General features: G+C 50.1%; 13 protein-coding genes. 8 read left to right on the forward strand and 5 right to left on the reverse strand.

Translation table 11 applies throughout. The features are described from left to right. Positions 1-48: 48 nt before the first annotated feature. Entirely contained in the window at positions 49-1,152 is a 1,104-nt protein-coding gene (recF, locus tag BMW93_RS12485; protein WP_090376013.1) for a DNA replication/repair protein RecF, read from the forward strand. On the opposite strand, the gene BMW93_RS36260 is transcribed toward recF, so the two are convergent. The 3 genes from BMW93_RS36260 to BMW93_RS12495 form a co-directional block, all read right to left on the reverse strand. Then, a complete protein-coding gene (locus tag BMW93_RS36260) occupies positions 1,149-1,430 on the reverse strand; it encodes a type II toxin-antitoxin system RelE/ParE family toxin (protein WP_090376016.1) in 282 nt (93 codons plus the stop codon). The genes recF and BMW93_RS36260 overlap by 4 nt on opposite strands. Next, complete coding sequence (locus BMW93_RS35425) at positions 1,381-1,659, reverse strand: hypothetical protein (RefSeq protein ID WP_177194076.1); 279 nt, start codon at positions 1,657-1,659, stop codon at positions 1,381-1,383. The genes BMW93_RS36260 and BMW93_RS35425 overlap by 50 nt, the downstream gene beginning before the upstream one ends. A gap of 115 nt (positions 1,660-1,774) precedes the next feature. Further along, entirely contained in the window at positions 1,775-2,842 is a 1,068-nt protein-coding gene (locus tag BMW93_RS12495; RefSeq protein ID WP_090376018.1) for a mannose-1-phosphate guanylyltransferase, read from the reverse strand. A gap of 287 nt (positions 2,843-3,129) precedes the next feature. Here BMW93_RS12495 and BMW93_RS12500 point away from each other — a divergent pair, with 287 nt between their 5' ends. Beyond that, positions 3,130-6,213, forward strand: coding sequence for a carboxypeptidase-like regulatory domain-containing protein (locus BMW93_RS12500; protein ID WP_090376021.1), 3,084 nt, complete (start codon positions 3,130-3,132; stop codon positions 6,211-6,213). Between the two features lie 12 nt (positions 6,214-6,225). On the opposite strand, the gene upp is transcribed toward BMW93_RS12500, so the two are convergent. After that, positions 6,226-6,870, reverse strand: a complete 645-nt coding sequence (upp, locus tag BMW93_RS12505) for a uracil phosphoribosyltransferase (protein WP_090376024.1) — start codon at positions 6,868-6,870, stop codon at positions 6,226-6,228. Positions 6,871-6,996: 126 nt separating this feature from the next. Here upp and BMW93_RS12510 point away from each other — a divergent pair, with 126 nt between their 5' ends. The 6 genes from BMW93_RS12510 (at position 6,997) to BMW93_RS12535 (ending at position 14,880) form a co-directional block, all read left to right on the forward strand. Next, positions 6,997-8,766, forward strand: coding sequence for a capsule assembly Wzi family protein (locus tag BMW93_RS12510; RefSeq protein ID WP_090376026.1), 1,770 nt, complete (start codon positions 6,997-6,999; stop codon positions 8,764-8,766). Between the two features lie 17 nt (positions 8,767-8,783). Continuing rightward, positions 8,784-9,647 carry a carboxylating nicotinate-nucleotide diphosphorylase gene (nadC, locus tag BMW93_RS12515; RefSeq protein ID WP_090376029.1) on the forward strand — a complete coding sequence of 288 codons (864 nt, stop codon included), beginning with the start codon at positions 8,784-8,786 and terminating at the stop codon, positions 9,645-9,647. A gap of 36 nt (positions 9,648-9,683) precedes the next feature. Next, the gene (locus tag BMW93_RS12520; RefSeq protein ID WP_229240394.1) at positions 9,684-11,789 is read left to right on the forward strand and encodes a helix-hairpin-helix domain-containing protein; all 2,106 of its coding nucleotides are present in this window, start codon (positions 9,684-9,686) and stop codon (positions 11,787-11,789) included. Between the two features lie 60 nt (positions 11,790-11,849). Beyond that, positions 11,850-14,003: a DNA helicase RecQ gene (gene recQ, locus BMW93_RS12525; protein ID WP_090376035.1), complete on the forward strand. Its 2,154-nt coding sequence runs from the start codon at positions 11,850-11,852 to the stop codon at positions 14,001-14,003. A 44-nt stretch (positions 14,004-14,047) separates the two neighbouring features. Further along, positions 14,048-14,431 (forward strand): RidA family protein, encoded by a 384-nt coding sequence (locus BMW93_RS12530; protein WP_090376037.1) that lies wholly within the window; start codon positions 14,048-14,050, stop codon positions 14,429-14,431. Positions 14,432-14,637: 206 nt separating this feature from the next. Next, entirely contained in the window at positions 14,638-14,880 is a 243-nt protein-coding gene (locus BMW93_RS12535) for a hypothetical protein (protein ID WP_229240396.1), read from the forward strand. A 38-nt stretch (positions 14,881-14,918) separates the two neighbouring features. Here BMW93_RS12535 and BMW93_RS12540 read toward each other — a convergent pair whose 3' ends face one another. Further along, the gene (locus BMW93_RS12540; RefSeq protein WP_090376043.1) at positions 14,919-18,704 is read right to left on the reverse strand and encodes a DEAD/DEAH box helicase; all 3,786 of its coding nucleotides are present in this window, start codon (positions 18,702-18,704) and stop codon (positions 14,919-14,921) included. Positions 18,705-18,745 lie beyond the last annotated feature (41 nt).

Here is an 18,745-nt window from a genome sequence, read left to right on the forward strand (position 1 = left end):
ACGCAATGATGTGCGAAAATAAGCATAAACTAAATAACAAAGAAGTTCATGTGGCTAGAAAAGCTCCGTCTTACATACTTTAAAAGCTATGAGGAGAAGGCCTTCACTTTTGGAAAACATGTGAACTGTATCGTGGGTGAGAATGGCAGCGGCAAAACCAACCTGCTCGACGCGATCTATTTTCTGACCCTCACCAAGAGCGCATTTCACAACCAGGACGCGCTCGGCATTCGTCACACGGCTGATTTCTTTCTGATCGACGGCGTCTTCAATGAGCACGACAAGCATATCCAGATCACTTGCAGCCTCCAACGCGGCCAGCGGAAGGTTTTCATGGCCGATAAAAAGCATTACGAACGCCTGAGCGACCATATCGGCCTGTTTCCCGTCGTCCTGATCGCTCCTGACGACACCGACCTCATCCGCGACGGAAGCGAAGAACGCCGCCGCTTTTTCGATGGCGTGCTGGGCCAGGCCGTGCCCGGTTACCTGGGCGATTTCCTGCAATACAACAAGATTCTCAACCAGCGAAACGGCCTTTTGAAGCTCTTCGCCGAGCGCAACTACCTCGACGAAGACCTGCTCGAAACCTATAATGAACCGCTAATCGTGCTCTCGCAGCGCATTCATGCGTATCGCGCGACATTCATGCAAAAATTCATTCCGCTATTCTGCAAATACTACGAATTCCTGAGCAGCGGCCACGAAAAAGTGGATGTAATCTACGAAAGCGAAGTAGCCAGCCCCGATTTCCCTGCCGAATTCCGCCGCGCCCGCAGCCGCGACCTCCACGCGCAACGCACAGGCAAAGGCGTTCACAAGGATGAATATGTATTCGAAATCGACGGGGTAACGCTCAAAAAATTCGGCTCGCAAGGCCAGCAAAAGTCTTTTTTAATCGCATTAAAACTCGCGCAATTCGAACTTTTAAAAGAAGAAAAAGGCAAAACGCCCATTTTGCTGCTGGACGATATTTTTGATAAGCTCGACGACCGGCGCATTCACAAGCTCATCGAGCTTATTGATACAGGCTTTTTGGCGCAGGTTTTCATTACCGATGCAAGGCCGGAGCGCTCGCAAAGGATATTGGAGCATGTGAAGGCGGATGTGCGGTTTTTTGAGATTGAGAAGGTGTTGAAATCAGAAGGCTAGCGCTTTCTTGATGTACTTTTTATATTCATTATTAAGACAATATCGTCATAAACAGTATAAAATAAACTGTGACGCTTACCGAGCACCAATTTTCTCATAGATGGTATAAAATTGTCCTCCTTGCCGATAAACGGGTATTCTTCCAACCTACCCAAGCTGGCCTGTAAGTTATTAGTAAATTTTTCGGCACTTAGGTCTCCCCAAATGTCATAAAGGTAACTCACAATTTCAGTGTAATCCTCTTTTGCGAGTCGAGTCCATTCTATCTTGTAAGCCACGTCTTACTTCTTTAAAGACTTCTTCACTGGATAAGACTTGACCAGTTTCGGCTTGCAATAGAGATTGGTTGAGTTTTTCTAAAAATTCGGGAGAATGATCATCGAAGCTTGCATAAGCCTCTTGGTCGGCAAATGCTCGGATAGTAAGTAGCAAATCATGCAAACGATTATCACTAACCTCATTCACCAACTGCATTAATTCCGCTTTTATCTCTCGTCGACTAGACATAGATGTTTCGATTAAGCTTCCATTCCTTGTTTATCAAATTTACCCAAATAAAACAACAAAAGCCAGGCCTGAACGACCTGGCTTTCCGAACGGCAGCTATTAACCAGCAACCATATCAAACATATTTGGGATCGAGCTCTTTGGCCTGCGCCACGAACTCTTTCACTTTCTGTTCATCGTCTTTTTTACAAATCAACAACACGCCGTCGAACTCCGCGACGATGAAACCGTCGAGGCCGTTGATCACGACCAGCTTGTCTTTCGGTGTTTTGATGATCGAGTTCGTGGTATTGTGCAGGATCAGGTTGCCGTCTGTTACGTTCAGGTTGGCGTCCTTTTCCGAGACTTCGTACATGGATTTCCACGTCCCCAGGTCCGACCAGCCGAAGCTTGCCAGTACCACATGCACGTTTTCGGCCTTTTCCATAATACCGTTGTCGATAGAAATGCTACCGCAATGCTGATAGGCGCGCTGAATGAACGCATCTTCGGAATCGAGGTAGTAATAATCGTTTCCACCCTGGAAAATCTCGGCGATGTCGGGCTGGAAGGATGTCAGCGCTTTTTTGAATGCATTGATATTCCAGACGAAAATACCGGCATTCCACACGAAATCCCCACTGTCGAGAAACTGCAATGCGAGCTCCAAATGCGGTTTTTCGGTAAATGATTTTACTTTTTTAACCGTAAGCTTGTCGGGAATGTACTGAATATAGCCATAACCGGTGTCGGGGCGGGTTGGCTGAATGCCAAGCGTAATGAGGATATCTTCATTACGGGTCGCGCCGAGCGCCACTTTAATTGTATCCTTGAAAACCTCTTCTTTCAGGATAATATGGTCGGCAGGTGCCACCACTACGTTCGCATTCGGATTTCGGGCCGCGATTTTGTAGCACGCATAAGCAATGCAGGGCGCGGTGTTCCGCCGATGGGGTTCGAGAAGGATCTGGTCGTCGGTCAGTTCGGGAATTTGCTGTTTGATCAGCTCCTTGTATTCCTGACTGGTTACGATATAAACATTTTCAATCGGGCAAACGCCGTCGAACCGGTCGACAGTTTGCTGCAACAGCGTCCTGCCTGTGCCAAGCACATCATGGAATTGCTTCGGGAAATCCGTCCGGCTAAACGGCCAGAAACGGGTCCCCACGCCCCCTGCCATGATAATCACATAAGTATCCTGCATCTGTGTTGTGTAAGGTATGTTGGTTATAACGTTAAATAAAATCCCTCAAAACTAATGATAAAGACTCAGTATGCTCACCCCCCGCCATTAAAAGTCCCTGAAAGTTAGTTCATGGCTGCGATAGCATTCTTTCGTCGCTGCATTAAATTCACTTCACAATATCGAACTAGTTCGTTTTCCATGGCATCTATTTTTATTTTATAAATACCCGAAGAAAAAATAGGATATTATGTTAACAAAATTGATTTATTAGTAACTTGTTACAGACATCAACCCATTAGAAACCTATGCTCCCAACTTCTGCATCCCTCAGAAATCTGCCGTTTTTGTTCTTTGCATTGTTGTTTTGCCAACATTCTTTCGCGCAGATTAGTTTAACCGGCAAGGTCACCGAATCGGTCACACAGGAGCCATTGGCCGGCGTCAGCATTCGCATACAAGGCAAAGTGGCAGGCACGATCACCGACACTAAAGGCGAATTTTCCCTGAACACTACCACGAATCCCCCATTTACCATTATTGTCAGTTCGGTAGGTTTTCAAACGCAGGAAATCGCGGTTACGGCAAGTGTCTCCAACCTGGCTATTCAACTCGTGGAGCAACCGGTGCTCGGTAAGGAAATTGTGGTTTCGGCTTCCCGCGTAGAGGAAAGTGTCATGAAATCGCCGGTGGCGGTTGAAAAGCTCGATATCAGGGGTATTCGCGACACGCCGGCTACCAACTTTTACGACGCGCTCGCCAACCTGAAAGGTATCGACATGACCACCCAGGGTGTTTTGTTCAAATCCGTCAATATGCGCGGCTTCGGCGCGACCGGTAACCCGCGCACCGTACAAATGATCGACGGAATGGACAACCAGGCGCCCGGGCTCAACTTCCCGCTCGACAATATTATAGGAATGTCGGAGCTAGACGTCGAGAGCGTGGAGGTATTGCCCGGCGCGGCATCGGCACTGTACGGCCCGAATGCAGTCAATGGCCTGGTTTTGATGAACAGCAAGAGCCCGTTCCTCTACCAGGGCCTGAGCGCCAACCTTAAAGGCGGCATCATGCACGAAAAGAACCGCTCGAAAGCCACTACCCCATTTGCAGAGGCTACTGTGAGGTACGCCAAAGCATTCAATAACAAATTCGCATTCAAAGTCAACCTTTCGTACATCCAGGCGAAGGATTGGGAAGCTACCAACTATACCAATCTCAATGTCGGCGGTAATGCCGATCCTAACCGCGGAAAAGGCACCGACCTGGACTACGACGGAACGAATGTATACGGAGATGAAATCCAGACCAATATCAATGCGGTAGCCAAAGCGCTGGCAGCGGCGGGCCAGATCCCACAGGCGGCAGTAAGTCTGGTACCCAATGCATTTGTGAGCCGCACAGGCTTCCGCGAGCGCGATATTGTCGATTACGATACCAAAAGTTTCAAGGCCAATGCCGCATTGCATTACCGGCTGAACGAGAAAGTGGAAGCCATTGCGCAGGTAAATTACGGCTACGGAACGACGGTTTACACCGGTACCGGCCGCTATTCGCTGCGCGATTTTAACCTTACCCAGGCCAAACTCGAACTGCGGGGCGACAATTTTACCGTGCGGGCTTACACCACGCAGGAACGGTCGGGCAAATCATATTTGTCGGGCCTCGCGGCGGTTTCCATGCTGGGCGAAATCAAGCCGAACAATACGTGGTTCGGGCAATACGTGGGTGCGTACGTGCAGGCACGCGGGCAGGGTGTGGCGGAGGCGGACGCGCACGTAGCCGCACGGCAGTTTGCCGACCAGGGAATGCCGCAGCCGGGCAGTGCTACATTTAACCAACTGTTGGATAAATACCGGAATATGCCGATTGTGAACGGCGGGGGCGGTTTTGCGGATAAAACCAATATGTACCACGCGGAAGGCTTTTATAATTTCAAAAACCAGATCCGCTTCCTGGAACTGATCGCCGGCGCCAACTACCGGCTTTACACGCTCCGCTCGGCGGGAACATTGTTTGCCGATACAAAGGAAGGTCGCGACGGTACGATTCCTATTAATGAATGGGGCGCATTCGTTCAGGCTGGGAAAAACCTGCTCTCCGACCATTTGAAACTGACCGGTTCGATCCGTTACGACAAGAATGAGAACTTCGACGGACAATTTACACCGCGCGTGTCGGCGGTTACCACTTTTGGAGAACACAATATCCGCCTCTCCTACCAAACCGGCTTCCGCATTCCAACCACCCAAAATCAATATATCGACCTCAGAACACCATCCGGAACGCTGGTAGGCGGCTTGCCGGAGTTTGATTCCCGTTATAACCTGTCGAGCGGTATCCTCCGGCAGAACCTGTCGGAAGCATCGGTACTGGCGGTTGTGCAGAGCGATCCGTCCGTTTTGCAAAGCGCACAGCAATATGCTACCGTGGTAGTTACCCAGCAGGCCACGGCGACGATCACGCAGGCTGTTACCACGCAGGTAACCGCGCAGGTGAATGCGGGCGTAGCGGCAGGTACTGTTCCCAACGACCCCGGTACCATTCAGGCTGCCATTACCGCAGGAGTAAACCAGGCACTCCCCGGGGTGCTTGCGGCGCAACTTCCCGGCATTCTGGCCGCACAGGTTCCGGGCCTGGTCCCCGATCTGGCGAAGGCTTACGCGTTGGGAAAATTACCTAAATATCAGCCCGTCAAGCTGAAACCTGAGCGCATTGCGTCGTATGAGATTGGTTATAAAGGCATTATCGCGAAAAGGCTGTTCATCGACGCCTACTACTATATCAGTAAATACAAAAACCTGATTGGCGGAACGGTGATCGTAGTGCCGACCGCTGCTGCTGCGCCGGGCCTGCCTATCGAATCGGGCATAGGAGTGGGTAGCTATCAGGGATTTTCTCGGACTGTGAATACAACCGAGACCATTACCACGCGCGGTTTCGCGATCGGTTTGAACTATGCGTTGCCACACGGCTTCAACATCGGCGGGAATGTGGCGAACAATGAGTTGAAAGACTTCACGCCGTCGCCGGAAGTGCAATATTCGCAATTCAATACCCCTAAATACCGGTACAATGTGAATTTCGGGCGCCGCATTACCAGCTCGAATACCTGGGGTTTCAATGTGGTGTACCGCCACCAGCAGGCATTTACCTGGGAATCGAGCTTTGTGGTGCCTACTACCACGGATGTTCCGGTATTTTCGAATACAAAGGTTCCGGCGATCAACAACCTCGACGCGCAGGTTAGCCTGAAAGTGCCCGTGATCAAATCGATCATCAAAGTCGGCGGTACGAATCTGTTCGGAAAGTCGTACTTTCAGTCATACGGCAGCCCGAACGTGGGTAGCACGTACTATGTGTCCATTATGTTCGATGAATTGCTCAACTGAGCAGCGCAGAAGTTATTTCTCCCCGTAAGCCAGGTCGCCGGCGTCGCCGAGGCCTGGTACTATATAATATTGCTCATTGAGCTTCTGGTCGACCGCACCGAGCCAGAGGCGGCATTGAGGAATCCTTTGTTGCAGATACTGAACTCCCTCGGGACTTGCGATAACGGAAGCAATATGTGTTTGCGAAGGAATTCCGAAGCGTAGCAATGCATGGTAAACCTTCTCCATCGAACGGCCGGTCGCCAGCATCGGATCGATCAGGATCAGGATTTTTCCGGTAAGGTCGGGGCTGGTAATGTAGTCCATTTCAACCGTAAACTCCTCCTCCGCATTGATATGATGCCCACGGTAAGCCCCAATGAATGCGTTATCGGCCTTATCAAAAATGTTCAGAAAACCCTGGTGGAAAGGTAACCCGGCGCGCAGAATGGTAGCAAGCACGACCGGCTGCAACATGGAGCGGCACGGCGCGGTACCGAGCGGCGTTTCTACTTTCTCCGTTTTGAAAGTGAGCGTTTTGGACATTTCGTAGGCCAGCAACTCGCCCACCCGTTCCATATTCCGGCGAAACCGCATCCGGTCTTTCTGACAATTTACGTCACGCAATTCGGCCAGGTAATGATCTGCTATGGAAGGTTTTTGGGAAAGTAAAAACATGGGAGCGACAGTTTTTTAGACTACTCCATGCAAGATAATACAAATTCATTGACGTAATTTGGAAGACTATTTCTAAAAATTCAGCGCAAGAGCTCATATTGCCGCACCAGAAGATTTTTGTTGCCTATGTATCAAGGAATTATCCGGCATTTTAAAATACTGTTTTTAACACTGGTATCCTCAGCATACGTACACGCGCAAAGTGCATTCGTTCCGCTAAACGACGACTATTACCATCTCATTGATCGTCTGGAAATCAAAAGAGGCAAATTTTCCGAAGGCTTTCATTCCAATGCCAAGCCATTCGAACGCAAAGCCGTGGTGGCGCTCACCGATTCCATTTTAAAAGAAGGCACCGTTGATCTTACCGACCGCGACTGGGAAACGATCGATTACCTGCGCGAGGATAGCTGGGAATGGACCAACGGCATGATTTCCACCGACTCGGCCAAATACAACAAACTTGCAAGACTGGGCTGGTTCAAATCGCCACCGCCGGGACAGAAACGGAAGTTCTTCCACCATCCCGCCGATTTGTACAGCATTCACAATAAAGATTTCGACCTGCATTTCAATTTTACTACCACCAATTTCATCGGAAAAGACAATAGCTACGACACCACGTCGCATCAGACGCTCTGGTTTACCGGTCGCGGGGTGGAGATCAGGGGGATGATCAACGACAAGCTGGGTTTTTACACTTTTGTTTCCGATAACCAGGGCCGTTTTCCCCGTTATGTGAATGCATTTGCGCCCAAATACAGCTTCCCGGGCGAAGGTCTGGCGAAAGCGACGCGCAACCACGGCAACGACTTCCTTTCGGCACGTGGCTACATTACTTTCCGGCCGCTCAAAGCTATTAATGTAAAATTCGGGCACGATTACAATACATTCGGCAGCGGTTACCGCTCGCTGATCCTTTCCGACAACAGCAGTCCTTATCTTTTCCTGCGCCTCGACACACAGCTCGGCCGGTTCCACTATACCAACCTCTGGACCAGCATGATCGACGGCGGCGAGGATGGATTCTCGGAGTTTTTGAGGAAAAAGAAATTTGCGGCCATTCACCATTTGAGCGTTAACCTGACCGACAAAATCAATTTCGGCGTATTTGAAGCCGAAGTTTTCAACCGCGATTCCGTAGGCGGTGGTTACGACCTTAATTACCTGAATCCCATCATATTCTATCGTTATGTGGAGTCTTACATCGGTAGCCAGGATAATGCATTGCTCGGTTTTGATTTCCGCTGGCTCGTGGGCAAAACCGCTTCCATTTACAGCCAGTTTGTGTTGGATGAATTTCTAACCAAATACCTTTTCAACGGCAGCGGCTCCTGGACCAATAAATACAGCTTCCAGCTCGGTGCCAAATATGTGGATGCATTTGGCATACCTAACCTGGATTTGCAGGCGGAATACAACGTCGTGCGCCCCTATACGTACTCTCACAAGGACGGCGGGCGTAATTACATGCATTACGGGCAGGCGCTCGCGCACCCGCTGGGCGCCAATTTCCGGGAGTATTTAGGGATTATCAGATATAAAGCCACGCCGAGGCTGTCGATTTACGGCACCGTCATGTCGGCGATGCAGGGTAAAAACCCCAGCGACGATCCTTCTAAAAATTATGGCGGCGATATTTCGAAAAGCTACGAAACACGCACCGGCCACGGTACACCGGAAGGCGATCTTAACCAGAAAATCGGGCAGGGCATTAAAGCGACAACCCTGTTTACGGATTTACGCCTCTCTTATTCGCTAGCGCACAACCTGTTCCTCGATGGCCGATATCTGATGCGGAAAGTGACCTCGCAGGACGCGAAAGTGGCTACGAACTCCAACATTTTTTCGATTGCCATCCGCTATAATATGGCGTACCGGCAGCAAACCTACTGATTTTAATTTCAACCCAAATGGAAACTGACCCACACGAACTCCGGAATCTTCTCAGGCTCGCATTGCTGGAAGATATCGGTGACGGAGACCATTCATCCCTCGCCAGCGTCCCCGAGAATGCTACCAAGCGCGCCAAGTTGCTGGTGAAACAGGACGGCGTACTCGCGGGTGTGGAAGTGGCGCAGATCATCTTCGATGAGACCGCAAAATATTACGGTTACCCCCTTCCGAAAATTAATGTGTTACTTTTTGACGGTTCCGTCGTATCAACAGGAGACATTGTTTTGACGGTAGAAGGAAACGCACGTCTGATCCTGAAAGCCGAACGGCTGGTGCTGAACATTATGCAGCGCATGAGTGGTATCGCCACCTATGCACGGCAAATGTCGGATTTGATCAAGGATTTGCCCGTAAAACTGCTCGATACCCGTAAAACGACCCCGAATTTCAGGCTGTTTGAGAAAATGGCGGTGAAAATCGGCGGCGCGGTAAACCACCGGATGGGCCTTTACGACATGATTATGTTGAAGGACAATCACGTGGATTACGCCGGCGGCATCGAAGCGGCCATTACCGGGGCTAACAAATACCTGAAAGAAACCGGCCGGAAGCTGAAAATCGAAATCGAAACGCGGAACCTCGCCGAGGTGGACGAAGTGCTGCGCGTGGGCAACGTCGATATCATTATGCTCGACAACTTCTCGCTGGATGACCTTCGGGAAGCGGTGAAGCGGATCGGCGGGCGGTACGAAACGGAGGCATCGGGCAACATTACCGAAAAAACATTACGCGCAGTGGCCGAAACCGGTGTGGATGGGATATCCAGCGGTGCGCTCACGCATCAGGCGCGAAGTCTGGATTTAAGTCTGAAAGCCTTCTAACCTTTTCATTCATATCAAAAGCGTATGCTGAGATCGATGAAAATCACATACGCTTTTGATCTTCAAGGGTTTCCTGCCGGTTATTCCCTGTACGTTACCCTATTGCTCGGCATTTGCATTCCACTCCTGGCCATCGCGCAGGAACCGCCACGGCCCGAAATCGATATTAATCAATTCATTGCCGAGCTGTTCCCCGTCCCGCCAGACGACTCCGAGGAACTTTACGAAGCGCTTTTGCAGCTCTACGCCAGTCCGCTCGACCTCAATATTGCCACGCCCGATGACCTTGCCGCTACATTCATTTTAAATGAGGAACAGCTCCGTGCGTTCTTCGATTACCGCGCCAAGGCCGGTGCATTGCTCTCACTTTACGAATTACAGGCCATTCCAGGTTTCGATATTTACACCATTCGAAAGCTGTTACCATTCGTAACGATCAGTACCAAAGCAGTTTCTATTCAGGAGGCATTGAAAAATCCTGGTCAGCATTTCCTGATGATTCGTTCGGGTAAATTAATAGAACGTCAGAAAGGTTTTGCACCGCTGGATTCAAACTCCAATTCCGTTACGCGTTATCAGGGTTCGCCATTCAATGGGTACCTCCGTTACCGCAACGCGAGGAGCGGAGCTTACAGCATTGGAATTACTTTGGAGAAAGATTCCGGCGAAGAAATATGGCACTGGAATGCGCGGAAGCAGATTTTCGGTATTGATTACACTTCCTTTCATGCACAGATCCTCCACCGGGGAAGGCTTAAAAGTTTGATTATTGGTGACTTTCAAATGCAGGCAGGTCAGGGAATGATCACCGGAGCGGGATTTTCACTTGGCAAGGGATCGGAAGTAATCAGAACGGTTTACAGAAGTACAACCGGTTTGAAACCATACACTTCGACTACCGAGGCAAATTTCTTCCGCGGCGTTGCTGCTTCGTGGAGCATTACTACCCGCACCGATCTGACCATTTTAATTTCCAAAACAAAACGCGACGCTACCCAGGAGCCGGACAGCATTTATTCAGGCATTACCACCTCGCTACCCATTACCGGTTACCACAGAACTCCTTCGGAAATTGAAAAGCATCATATACTCCGTGAGCAAAATATGGGAATGCATTTCGTACATCGATTCTCATCCCAAAAAGGCCAGATCGGACTGACGATGCTGCATACGATTTATAATTCCTATATTCGGAAGCGCGATTTGCCTTATAACCGCTACGAATTTTCAGGCAAACAAAATCTCATCGCAGGCCTGCATGGCGACTACCGCTGGCAAAACATGCGTTTTTTTGGAGAAACGGCTATTTCAAAAAGCGGTGGGACGGGTGCTATCGGCGGAATGATCGCAAGTATCGGCAGGAGAGTCGATATTTCGGTAATGGCCCGGCATTATGCCCGCGATTTTCACACGTTTTACGGCAATCCGATCAGCGAGGCTACACGGCCCATTAACGAACGTGGCGCTTATACCGGCGTACGTTGGTCGCCGTCCCGCAAATGGCAATGGAGTGCCTATTTCGACTATTTCCGGTTTCCGTGGCTAAAATATCAGGTCGATAAACCTTCCCGTGGCTTCGATTATTTTCTGCATTTGCTCTGGAAATCTTCGAAGCGGTTGAATGGCTACCTCCTGTTTCATGAAAAACATAAGCAGGTGAATGATCCCGCGGCAGAAAGCAATGCGCCCTCGCTGAACTGGTCCGTCAAACGGACGGCAATGTTCAATATCGACTATGAAATTCCGCTCAAATGTGCCTTCCGGACGCGGCTGCAATATGGTGGATTAAAAAACAAGCCTTCCAAAGGCTCGAACGGCCTCACGATCGTACAAGACGTCACCTGGCATCTTTCAAAACTAGAAATCAGCGCCCGTGCGGCATTTTTTAAAACGGATGATTACGACAGCCGGCAATATGTGTATGAGAAAGATATGCTCTACGCATTCTCGATTCCGGCTTATTACAACACGGGTACCAGGCATTATTTAATGTTGCGCTATGCGGTCACCAAACAGCTCAAAATATGGCTCCGCTGGTCGCAAACGCGGTATTCCGACATTGAAAAGATCAGTTCGGGACTCAACGAAATCGATGGAAACAAACGCAGCGAGGCAAAGTTGCAGGTGATGTATCAGTTTTGAAAGCCTATTTTTGCAGCGCGAAAGGAAATTTTTGAAGTAAAGAACATTAATCAGTACACCATGTCCATTAACAAACTTGAAGCATTAAAGAAATATTTCGGATACGACTCCTTTCGCCCGCAGCAATCCGAAATCATCGACACCGTCATGGCTAACCGCGATTGTATGGTGCTCATGCCCACCGGCGGCGGTAAATCGGTCTGTTTCCAGATTCCGGCCGTGCTCCGCGAAGGACTTACGGTGGTAATCTCCCCGCTGATCGCCCTGATGAAGGACCAGGTAGAAGCATTGCGCGGGAATGGTATCACGGCCGCATTCCTTAACTCCACCATTTCCGGGGCCGAACAGGACCAGATCATGTGGCAAATCAAGCTGGGCGAGCTGAAACTCCTTTACATCGCACCCGAAAGGCTTTTTGCAGGAAATACATTTGATTTGCTCCGAGAATGGAACGTGCAGCTTTTCGCGATCGACGAATCGCATTGTATTTCTTCCTGGGGCCACGATTTCCGGCCGGAATACCGCCAGCTGAACCTGTTGAAAGTGCGGTTCCCCGACGTCCCGATCGTCGCGCTCACCGCTACCGCCGACCGTGTCACACGCCGCGACATTTTGAAACAACTCAATATCGAACACGCCGAGACGTTCATTTCCAGCTTCGACAGGCCTAACCTGAGCCTCAATGTACTGCCCGGAAGAAAACGTATCGAGCAAATCCAGCGCTTCCTCAATAAACACGACGGCCAGCCGGGCATTATCTACTGCCTCAGCCGGAAAGGTACCGAAACCGTCGCTGCCAGTTTACAAAAAGCGGGGTTTAAAGTCGCGTACTACCACGCGGGTATGACGGGCGACAAGCGCTCGCAGGTGCAGGAAAATTTTCTGAGGGACGATATTCAAATCATCGTCGCGACGATCGCATTCGGGATGGGGATCGATAAATCAAATGTCCGCTGGGTGATCCATTACAATTTGCCTTCAAATGTGGAGAGCTTTTACCAGGAAATCGGGCGGGCCGGGCGCGATGGCGCGAGTGCGGATACCGTGCTGTTTTACAGTTACCTGGATATTATTACCCGGCAGGATATGATCAATAATTCGGACCAGTCGGCTGAGCAAAAGGAGCTTCTGAATGCCAAACTGAACCGGATGAAGCAATACGCCGAGGCCGATATCTGCCGCCGCCGCATTCTTTTAAGCTATTTCAACGAGCCGGTCGATCACGACTGCGGCAACTGCGACGTCTGCCGCAACCCGCGAACGAGGTTCAACGCGACGGTCATTGCGCAGAAAGCACTCTCGGGTATCGCCCGCACGGAACAAAAAGTGGCTATGGGTATGCTCATTGATATTCTCCGCGGCAGCCGCAACCAGAATGTAATACGGCACGGCTACGAGCGGCTCCCTACTTTCGGCGTCGGGCACGAACTTCGCGGCGACGAATGGTCGGAATACCTGGGGCAAATGCTGAACTCCGGCGTAATGGATATCGCATATGACGAAGCGCATTCATTTAAATTGAACCCGGTCAGTTGGCAGGTATTAAAAGGCGAAAGACAAATCGAGCTCGTCAAATTCATCCCGCTCGCGGAACGAAAAGCAAAAGAAGAAGAGCTGGTACCCAAGGACAAACCGAAGCAGGAAATCATCCGCGACGCCCTGTTCGAACGCCTGCGCCAGCTTCGCAAACAGCTGGCCGATACATTAGGCGTGCCGCCATACGTCGTTTTCAGCGACGCCTCATTATCGGAAATGGCCCAGAAGAAACCGATTTCCGAAGCTCAAATGAAGGCCGTGTCAGGCGTAGGAGCCGAAAAATTCCGTCGGTATGGCGAAGCATTCATTAATGAAATCCTCGATTTCGCACGCGAGAACAATGCACCCGGCACGCGCGTCGTGAAGGGCATGACTTTCGTAGAAACCTTTGACCTTTATAAAGAGGGCTATTCCGTCCGGGAGATTGCCGACAAGCGTAATCTCAATCCAGTTACGATCATTTCGCATCTGGTCAAGCTAAAAGAAGACGGCCACGGCATTGATTTGAAATCACTCATCGAACCCGCTGCCTACCGAACCATCGTCGACGCCGCCGGGGAAATCCAGGTCGGAAAAAATGATCCGATAAAGCCGCTATTCGAATTGCTGAACGAGCGGTTCGATTACGGGCAGATCAGGTTGGCGCTGGCGATTTGGGAAGAAGAACGGCAAAACTAGCCCTGCCTGCTTATATTTACGTTTTCAAATACTTAACCAATAATATGTCAAGACAAAATATACTCTCAGGATCCCCTTGGGAAGACAAAATGGGGTATTGCCGGGCGGTTCGGATCGGGAATATCGTGGAGGTCGCCGGGACGGTGGCTATCGTGGATGGAGAAAAAGTGAAGGCCGATGACGCCTATGCTCAGACAAACAATATCATCGAACGCATTGCGAAAGTGCTGGAAGATGCGGGCGCGAGCCTGGCGGATGTGATTCGCACCCGGATTTTTACGACCGACATTACCCTTTTCGAGGACATCGCACGCGCACATGGCGCCTATTTTGGGGAGATTAAACCCACCACAGGTATCTACGAGATCAGCAAGCTGGTTTCGCCTGACTATCTCGTTGAGATTGAATTCACAGCAATAGTCCAGTAATGTATTGGAATATTTAAAAAAGGCCTGTTTCTAAACGGAAACGGGCTTTTTTTGTCACTCGCCGAAACGTTGTTCCAACCTTCTGGCGCGAAATTTGCTCTTTGTCGAAGTGTTGTCTGATTTAGAACCCTAAAAAATAGGCATCTCCTGACATGAAAAATGGAATAACACTTCTAATTGCCTCAGTTTTACTGGTCCTGTGCGTAATGCAAAAAGAAGCCCGGTATGGAACCGCCCAGCAGGACAGTGTAGAAAAAATGTACAATTCTTCACCGCTCAGTCCGGCAAACGGAACCATTTCGGAATCGCAATACGAAGGTGAGCTTCTGACCGATTCACAGACATTCGAATTCGCATCTGCCGATTCCCTGAAATCGGAACCTGCCGCCCGATTGGTCAACCAAAGGCTATTGCACATTTCCGCGAGCGGCAAACTGCTAAATTACTGAACCAGTATCCGATTCAGTAATTTAGCTCCCAATTGATTTTAGCTGAAAAGCCCCATAATATCTTCCTGGCTCAGTTTTTTGATAAAGCCGGACTCCCCGCCTACCAAATCTTCCGCCAAGTCCTGCTTGCGCTGCTGTAACAGCAGAATTTTCTCTTCAATGGTATCCTTACAAATCATTTTATAGGCAAACACCTTGCGTGTCTGGCCGATCCGGTGCGTACGGTCGATCGCCTGGCGTTCTACGGCCGGGTTCCACCACGGATCCACGAGGTAAACGTAATCCGCTTCGGTCAGGTTGAGCCCTACCCCGCCCGCTTTGAGGCTCATCAGGAACACGCGGCAAGTCGAATCGTTCTGAAAACGGTTCACACGTCCGGCGCGGTCCACGGTCTGCCCGTCGAGGTATTCGTAAGGGATATTCATTTTTTCCAGATGCTTGCGGATCAGGTCCAGCATACCCAAGAATTGGCTGAATATCAATATTTTATGATTTGAAGCATTTTCCTCGATTTCGCGGGTGATTTCTTCCAGCTTCGCCGATTCATTGCCAAAATCTTCATCGCCCGACAAAATGGACGGCGAATCGCAAATCTGGCGCAGTTTCAGCAACGCTTCCAGAATGAGGAAGCTGCTCTTGTTAAGGCCTTCGGTCGCGAGTTTCTCGGCGATTTCCTGGCGGTAGCGTTCGCGGAACGTGTCGTAAACCTTCCGCTGCTTGTTGCCCATTTCGCAGAACAGGATCGTCTCCGTTTTATCGGGCAAATCGGTCGCTACTTCCTCCTTCGTGCGTTTGAGCATGAATGGGTACACGAGCTTGCGCAACTCGGCCGCTTTTTCCTTATCCTGGTACTTATCGATCGGCGTCGCATATTCCGTCCGGAAGAAGTCGGCGTGGCCTAGCATGCCCGGGTTCAGGAATTCGAACTGCGAGTACAGATCAAATGTATTGTTTTCCACAGGTGTACCAGTCATGGTCAGACGGTTGCGTGCGCGAAGCAGGCGCGAGGCCTTGGACGTGAGCGAATCCGGGTTTTTAATGGCCTGGGCTTCGTCGAGAATAATGTAGTTGAAATCAAACCCGCGCAGCAGCTCCACATCGCTACGCATAGTACCGTAAGTGGTAAGGATAATGTCGTATTCGCGGAAAAACTCGATGTCTTTCCTTCTTGCCATGCCCCTGTGAACGTACAATTTCAAATCCGGCGTGAATTTGGCCGCCTCGGCCTGCCAGTTGAAAATCAACGTGGTAGGAACTACGACAAGGTTCGTATGTTCCGGATCGAGGTTTTTCTGGTTTTGCAGGAAGGTCAGCATTTGCAGGGTTTTCCCCAAACCCATATCGTCGGCCAGACAGCCGCCCCATTGGAATTCATCGAGGAAATGGAGCCATTTGTAACCTTCTTCCTGGTATTGGCGAAGCGTAGCCTGAATGTTCTGCGGCAATGCTACCGACGGGATTTGTTTAAAATTGAGCAGTTTCTGCTTCTTCTCCCAAAGCTCGCGGAACACATCCTCGTTGTCGATCTCGGAAACGAGCTCGTCGATCAGCGAGAAATGAATTTTAGACAAATGGATCTGATCGTCGTTCACCCGGCCAAATTGCATGAGCGGTTCCAGCTTCGCGATCCATTCGTCGGGCAGTACGCCCAGGGAGCCATCCTGCAACTGAATATAGTTCTGCTTTTTAAGCAATGCCTTCTTCGCGTCGGCCAACGATACGGTCTGATCGCCGAAACTGATCTCGATTTTCATGTCGAACCAGTCGATACCCGACGAAGTATGCACTTTCACCGTCCCGCGGTTAGGGTTGAACTTCATTTTTTTCAGGTCCTTAAACCCGAAAATCTCGTAATGCTTTTTCTTGGCGGCATCCACGAAGTTGAACAGCCAGCCATCTTTCATCACCTGTTCAAACGGAACATAGAAAAACGGTTGGCCGGTTTGATGCTCGAAGCCCGGGTGCAATGCTTTTGTCCAGTCCCAAACCGCATTTTCAGCCTGAACATCGCGTTCCAGCATGGTAATCTGGTTGTTATCGAAGCTGGTTCGCGTCCGGCGCTGGTCGTGTAGCAGTTCCAGCTCCTCCGTTTTGCCGTTTTGTTCCAGATATACGTATGACGGCACGATAAGCAGGTTCGCCTCGTCTTCTTTCAGATAAAACTTAGGCTTCTGGAAAGCCAGCGGCGAAGTTTGTATTTCGTGGCGGGTTTGGAAAATCACGTCGAATTTTTCTGAAACCGGTATGATCCAGTCTTTCAGGAAATCGTCGCCAAAATCTTTCTTAATGCGTATTTTAAATCCATTCTGGCTCAGGTAGGCGACCATTTCGGCCTCGCTGATGCCCGCCCAGCGGAATAAAGTCTTCTCGTTGTAAATGCCCAGCCAGAAACTATCCAGCGACACCACTTTCTGCAATTCCAGCGGCGTGCCTGGTTTTATCTCGACGTAAGGATTGAGGGTAATGAATTCTTTGTCCTCAGTAAGCACAAAAAATAGTTTGACCGGCTCGCGGTGCAATTCCAGCTGCGTGAGCTGGTGATTGCTGGTCACGTAATCGCCGTCGGCGAGGAAAAGCCGGTCGCCATCGAGGTCGTTGAAAACGCGGGTAAGCTGCTTGCCCACGTAATTGCGGGCCTCATAACGCTGATCGGCCTCCACATCATCGAAATGCAGATACGCATTATAAGCCCAGCCTTGTTTACGGATGAATTTTTGCAAACCTTCCTCCCAATGCTTCGCCATGCGCACAAGGCGCGCGTCCGATTCGGTGAGCACCGGAATTTCATCCGCATTATAATAGTGGCTCGAACCTCCGGCAATGTTACGGATGTTGGTAACCTTCTCAGATTTGGAACTGAATTTGACCGAAAAAACGCCGAAACCGATATCCAGCAGATGGTTTTTTCCTTTGGGCCAAAAAACAAAAATGGAAACACGGTCCTCGTCGTCCTGGCCGTTGTCTGTCAGCGTCACAGCAAATGACGACTCCTGCGCAGGCAATATACGGTCGCGCAACGACTGCCAGTCCTGGTAGGCACCGACTTTCTGAATCGCCGGATCGAGCTTAATCAAATGCAGCCCGCCGTCCTCATCGAGCCGGAACTCGAATTTATCTTTAAACTGATCTTCCAGGGAATAGCCGTATTCGGCCAGCAGGTTACTTTTTTCGACGGTCAGGTCACGCATTACTTCGAATGCTTTCTCCCCGAGTTCTTCCCGGAGTTTCAGCAATGCGGCTAGCTTGTGTTCGCAGAGTGGTACCCAGAGTTTCTGGTTGCAGGTACAGGAAGTCTGGATCTGACGGGTACCTTTCACGCGCCGGAAAGTGGTCAGGTACTCCTGCCCTTTATCCGTCACCTGGCATTCCGCCTCGCCTTCCTTGGCCGATACAATTTCCACCGGTCCCACATTCTCGCGGTTCTGCCAGGTTTCATCAAGTACCATGCCGCGCAACTGTATTTCGCGGATTTCCTGCAACTCGATCGTCGTGTTGGCCATTTCGTGGACAACCTGCTTGATCGTCGGCATTTTGTCGAGAATGTACAAAATACTGGCCACACGGTGTTTACACAACCCGGCTTTGTCGGGGCACGAGCATTCGGTGGTTATCTGCGGTGTGAGAAAATCGCGGATGAAAATCTGGTAGTACTGGATCGAATAGTCGCTTTTGACCTTGAACTCAGCATTACCGGGGCCATTATAATCGAGTTTGGAAACTTTTAAGCCGCCACTGCTATAAATGGAACGCCCTCTTGACAATACATCCCGCTCCGCCCGTCTTAGTAAGAAGTTGGATAATTTCTCCTTCTTTTCGTTTTCCATTTACGCTGCTGCCTGTTAAAAACGCAAAAGTACGGTATGTT

The organism is Dyadobacter sp. SG02 (genome assembly GCF_900109045.1).
Lineage (GTDB): Bacteria > Bacteroidota > Bacteroidia > Cytophagales > Spirosomataceae > Dyadobacter.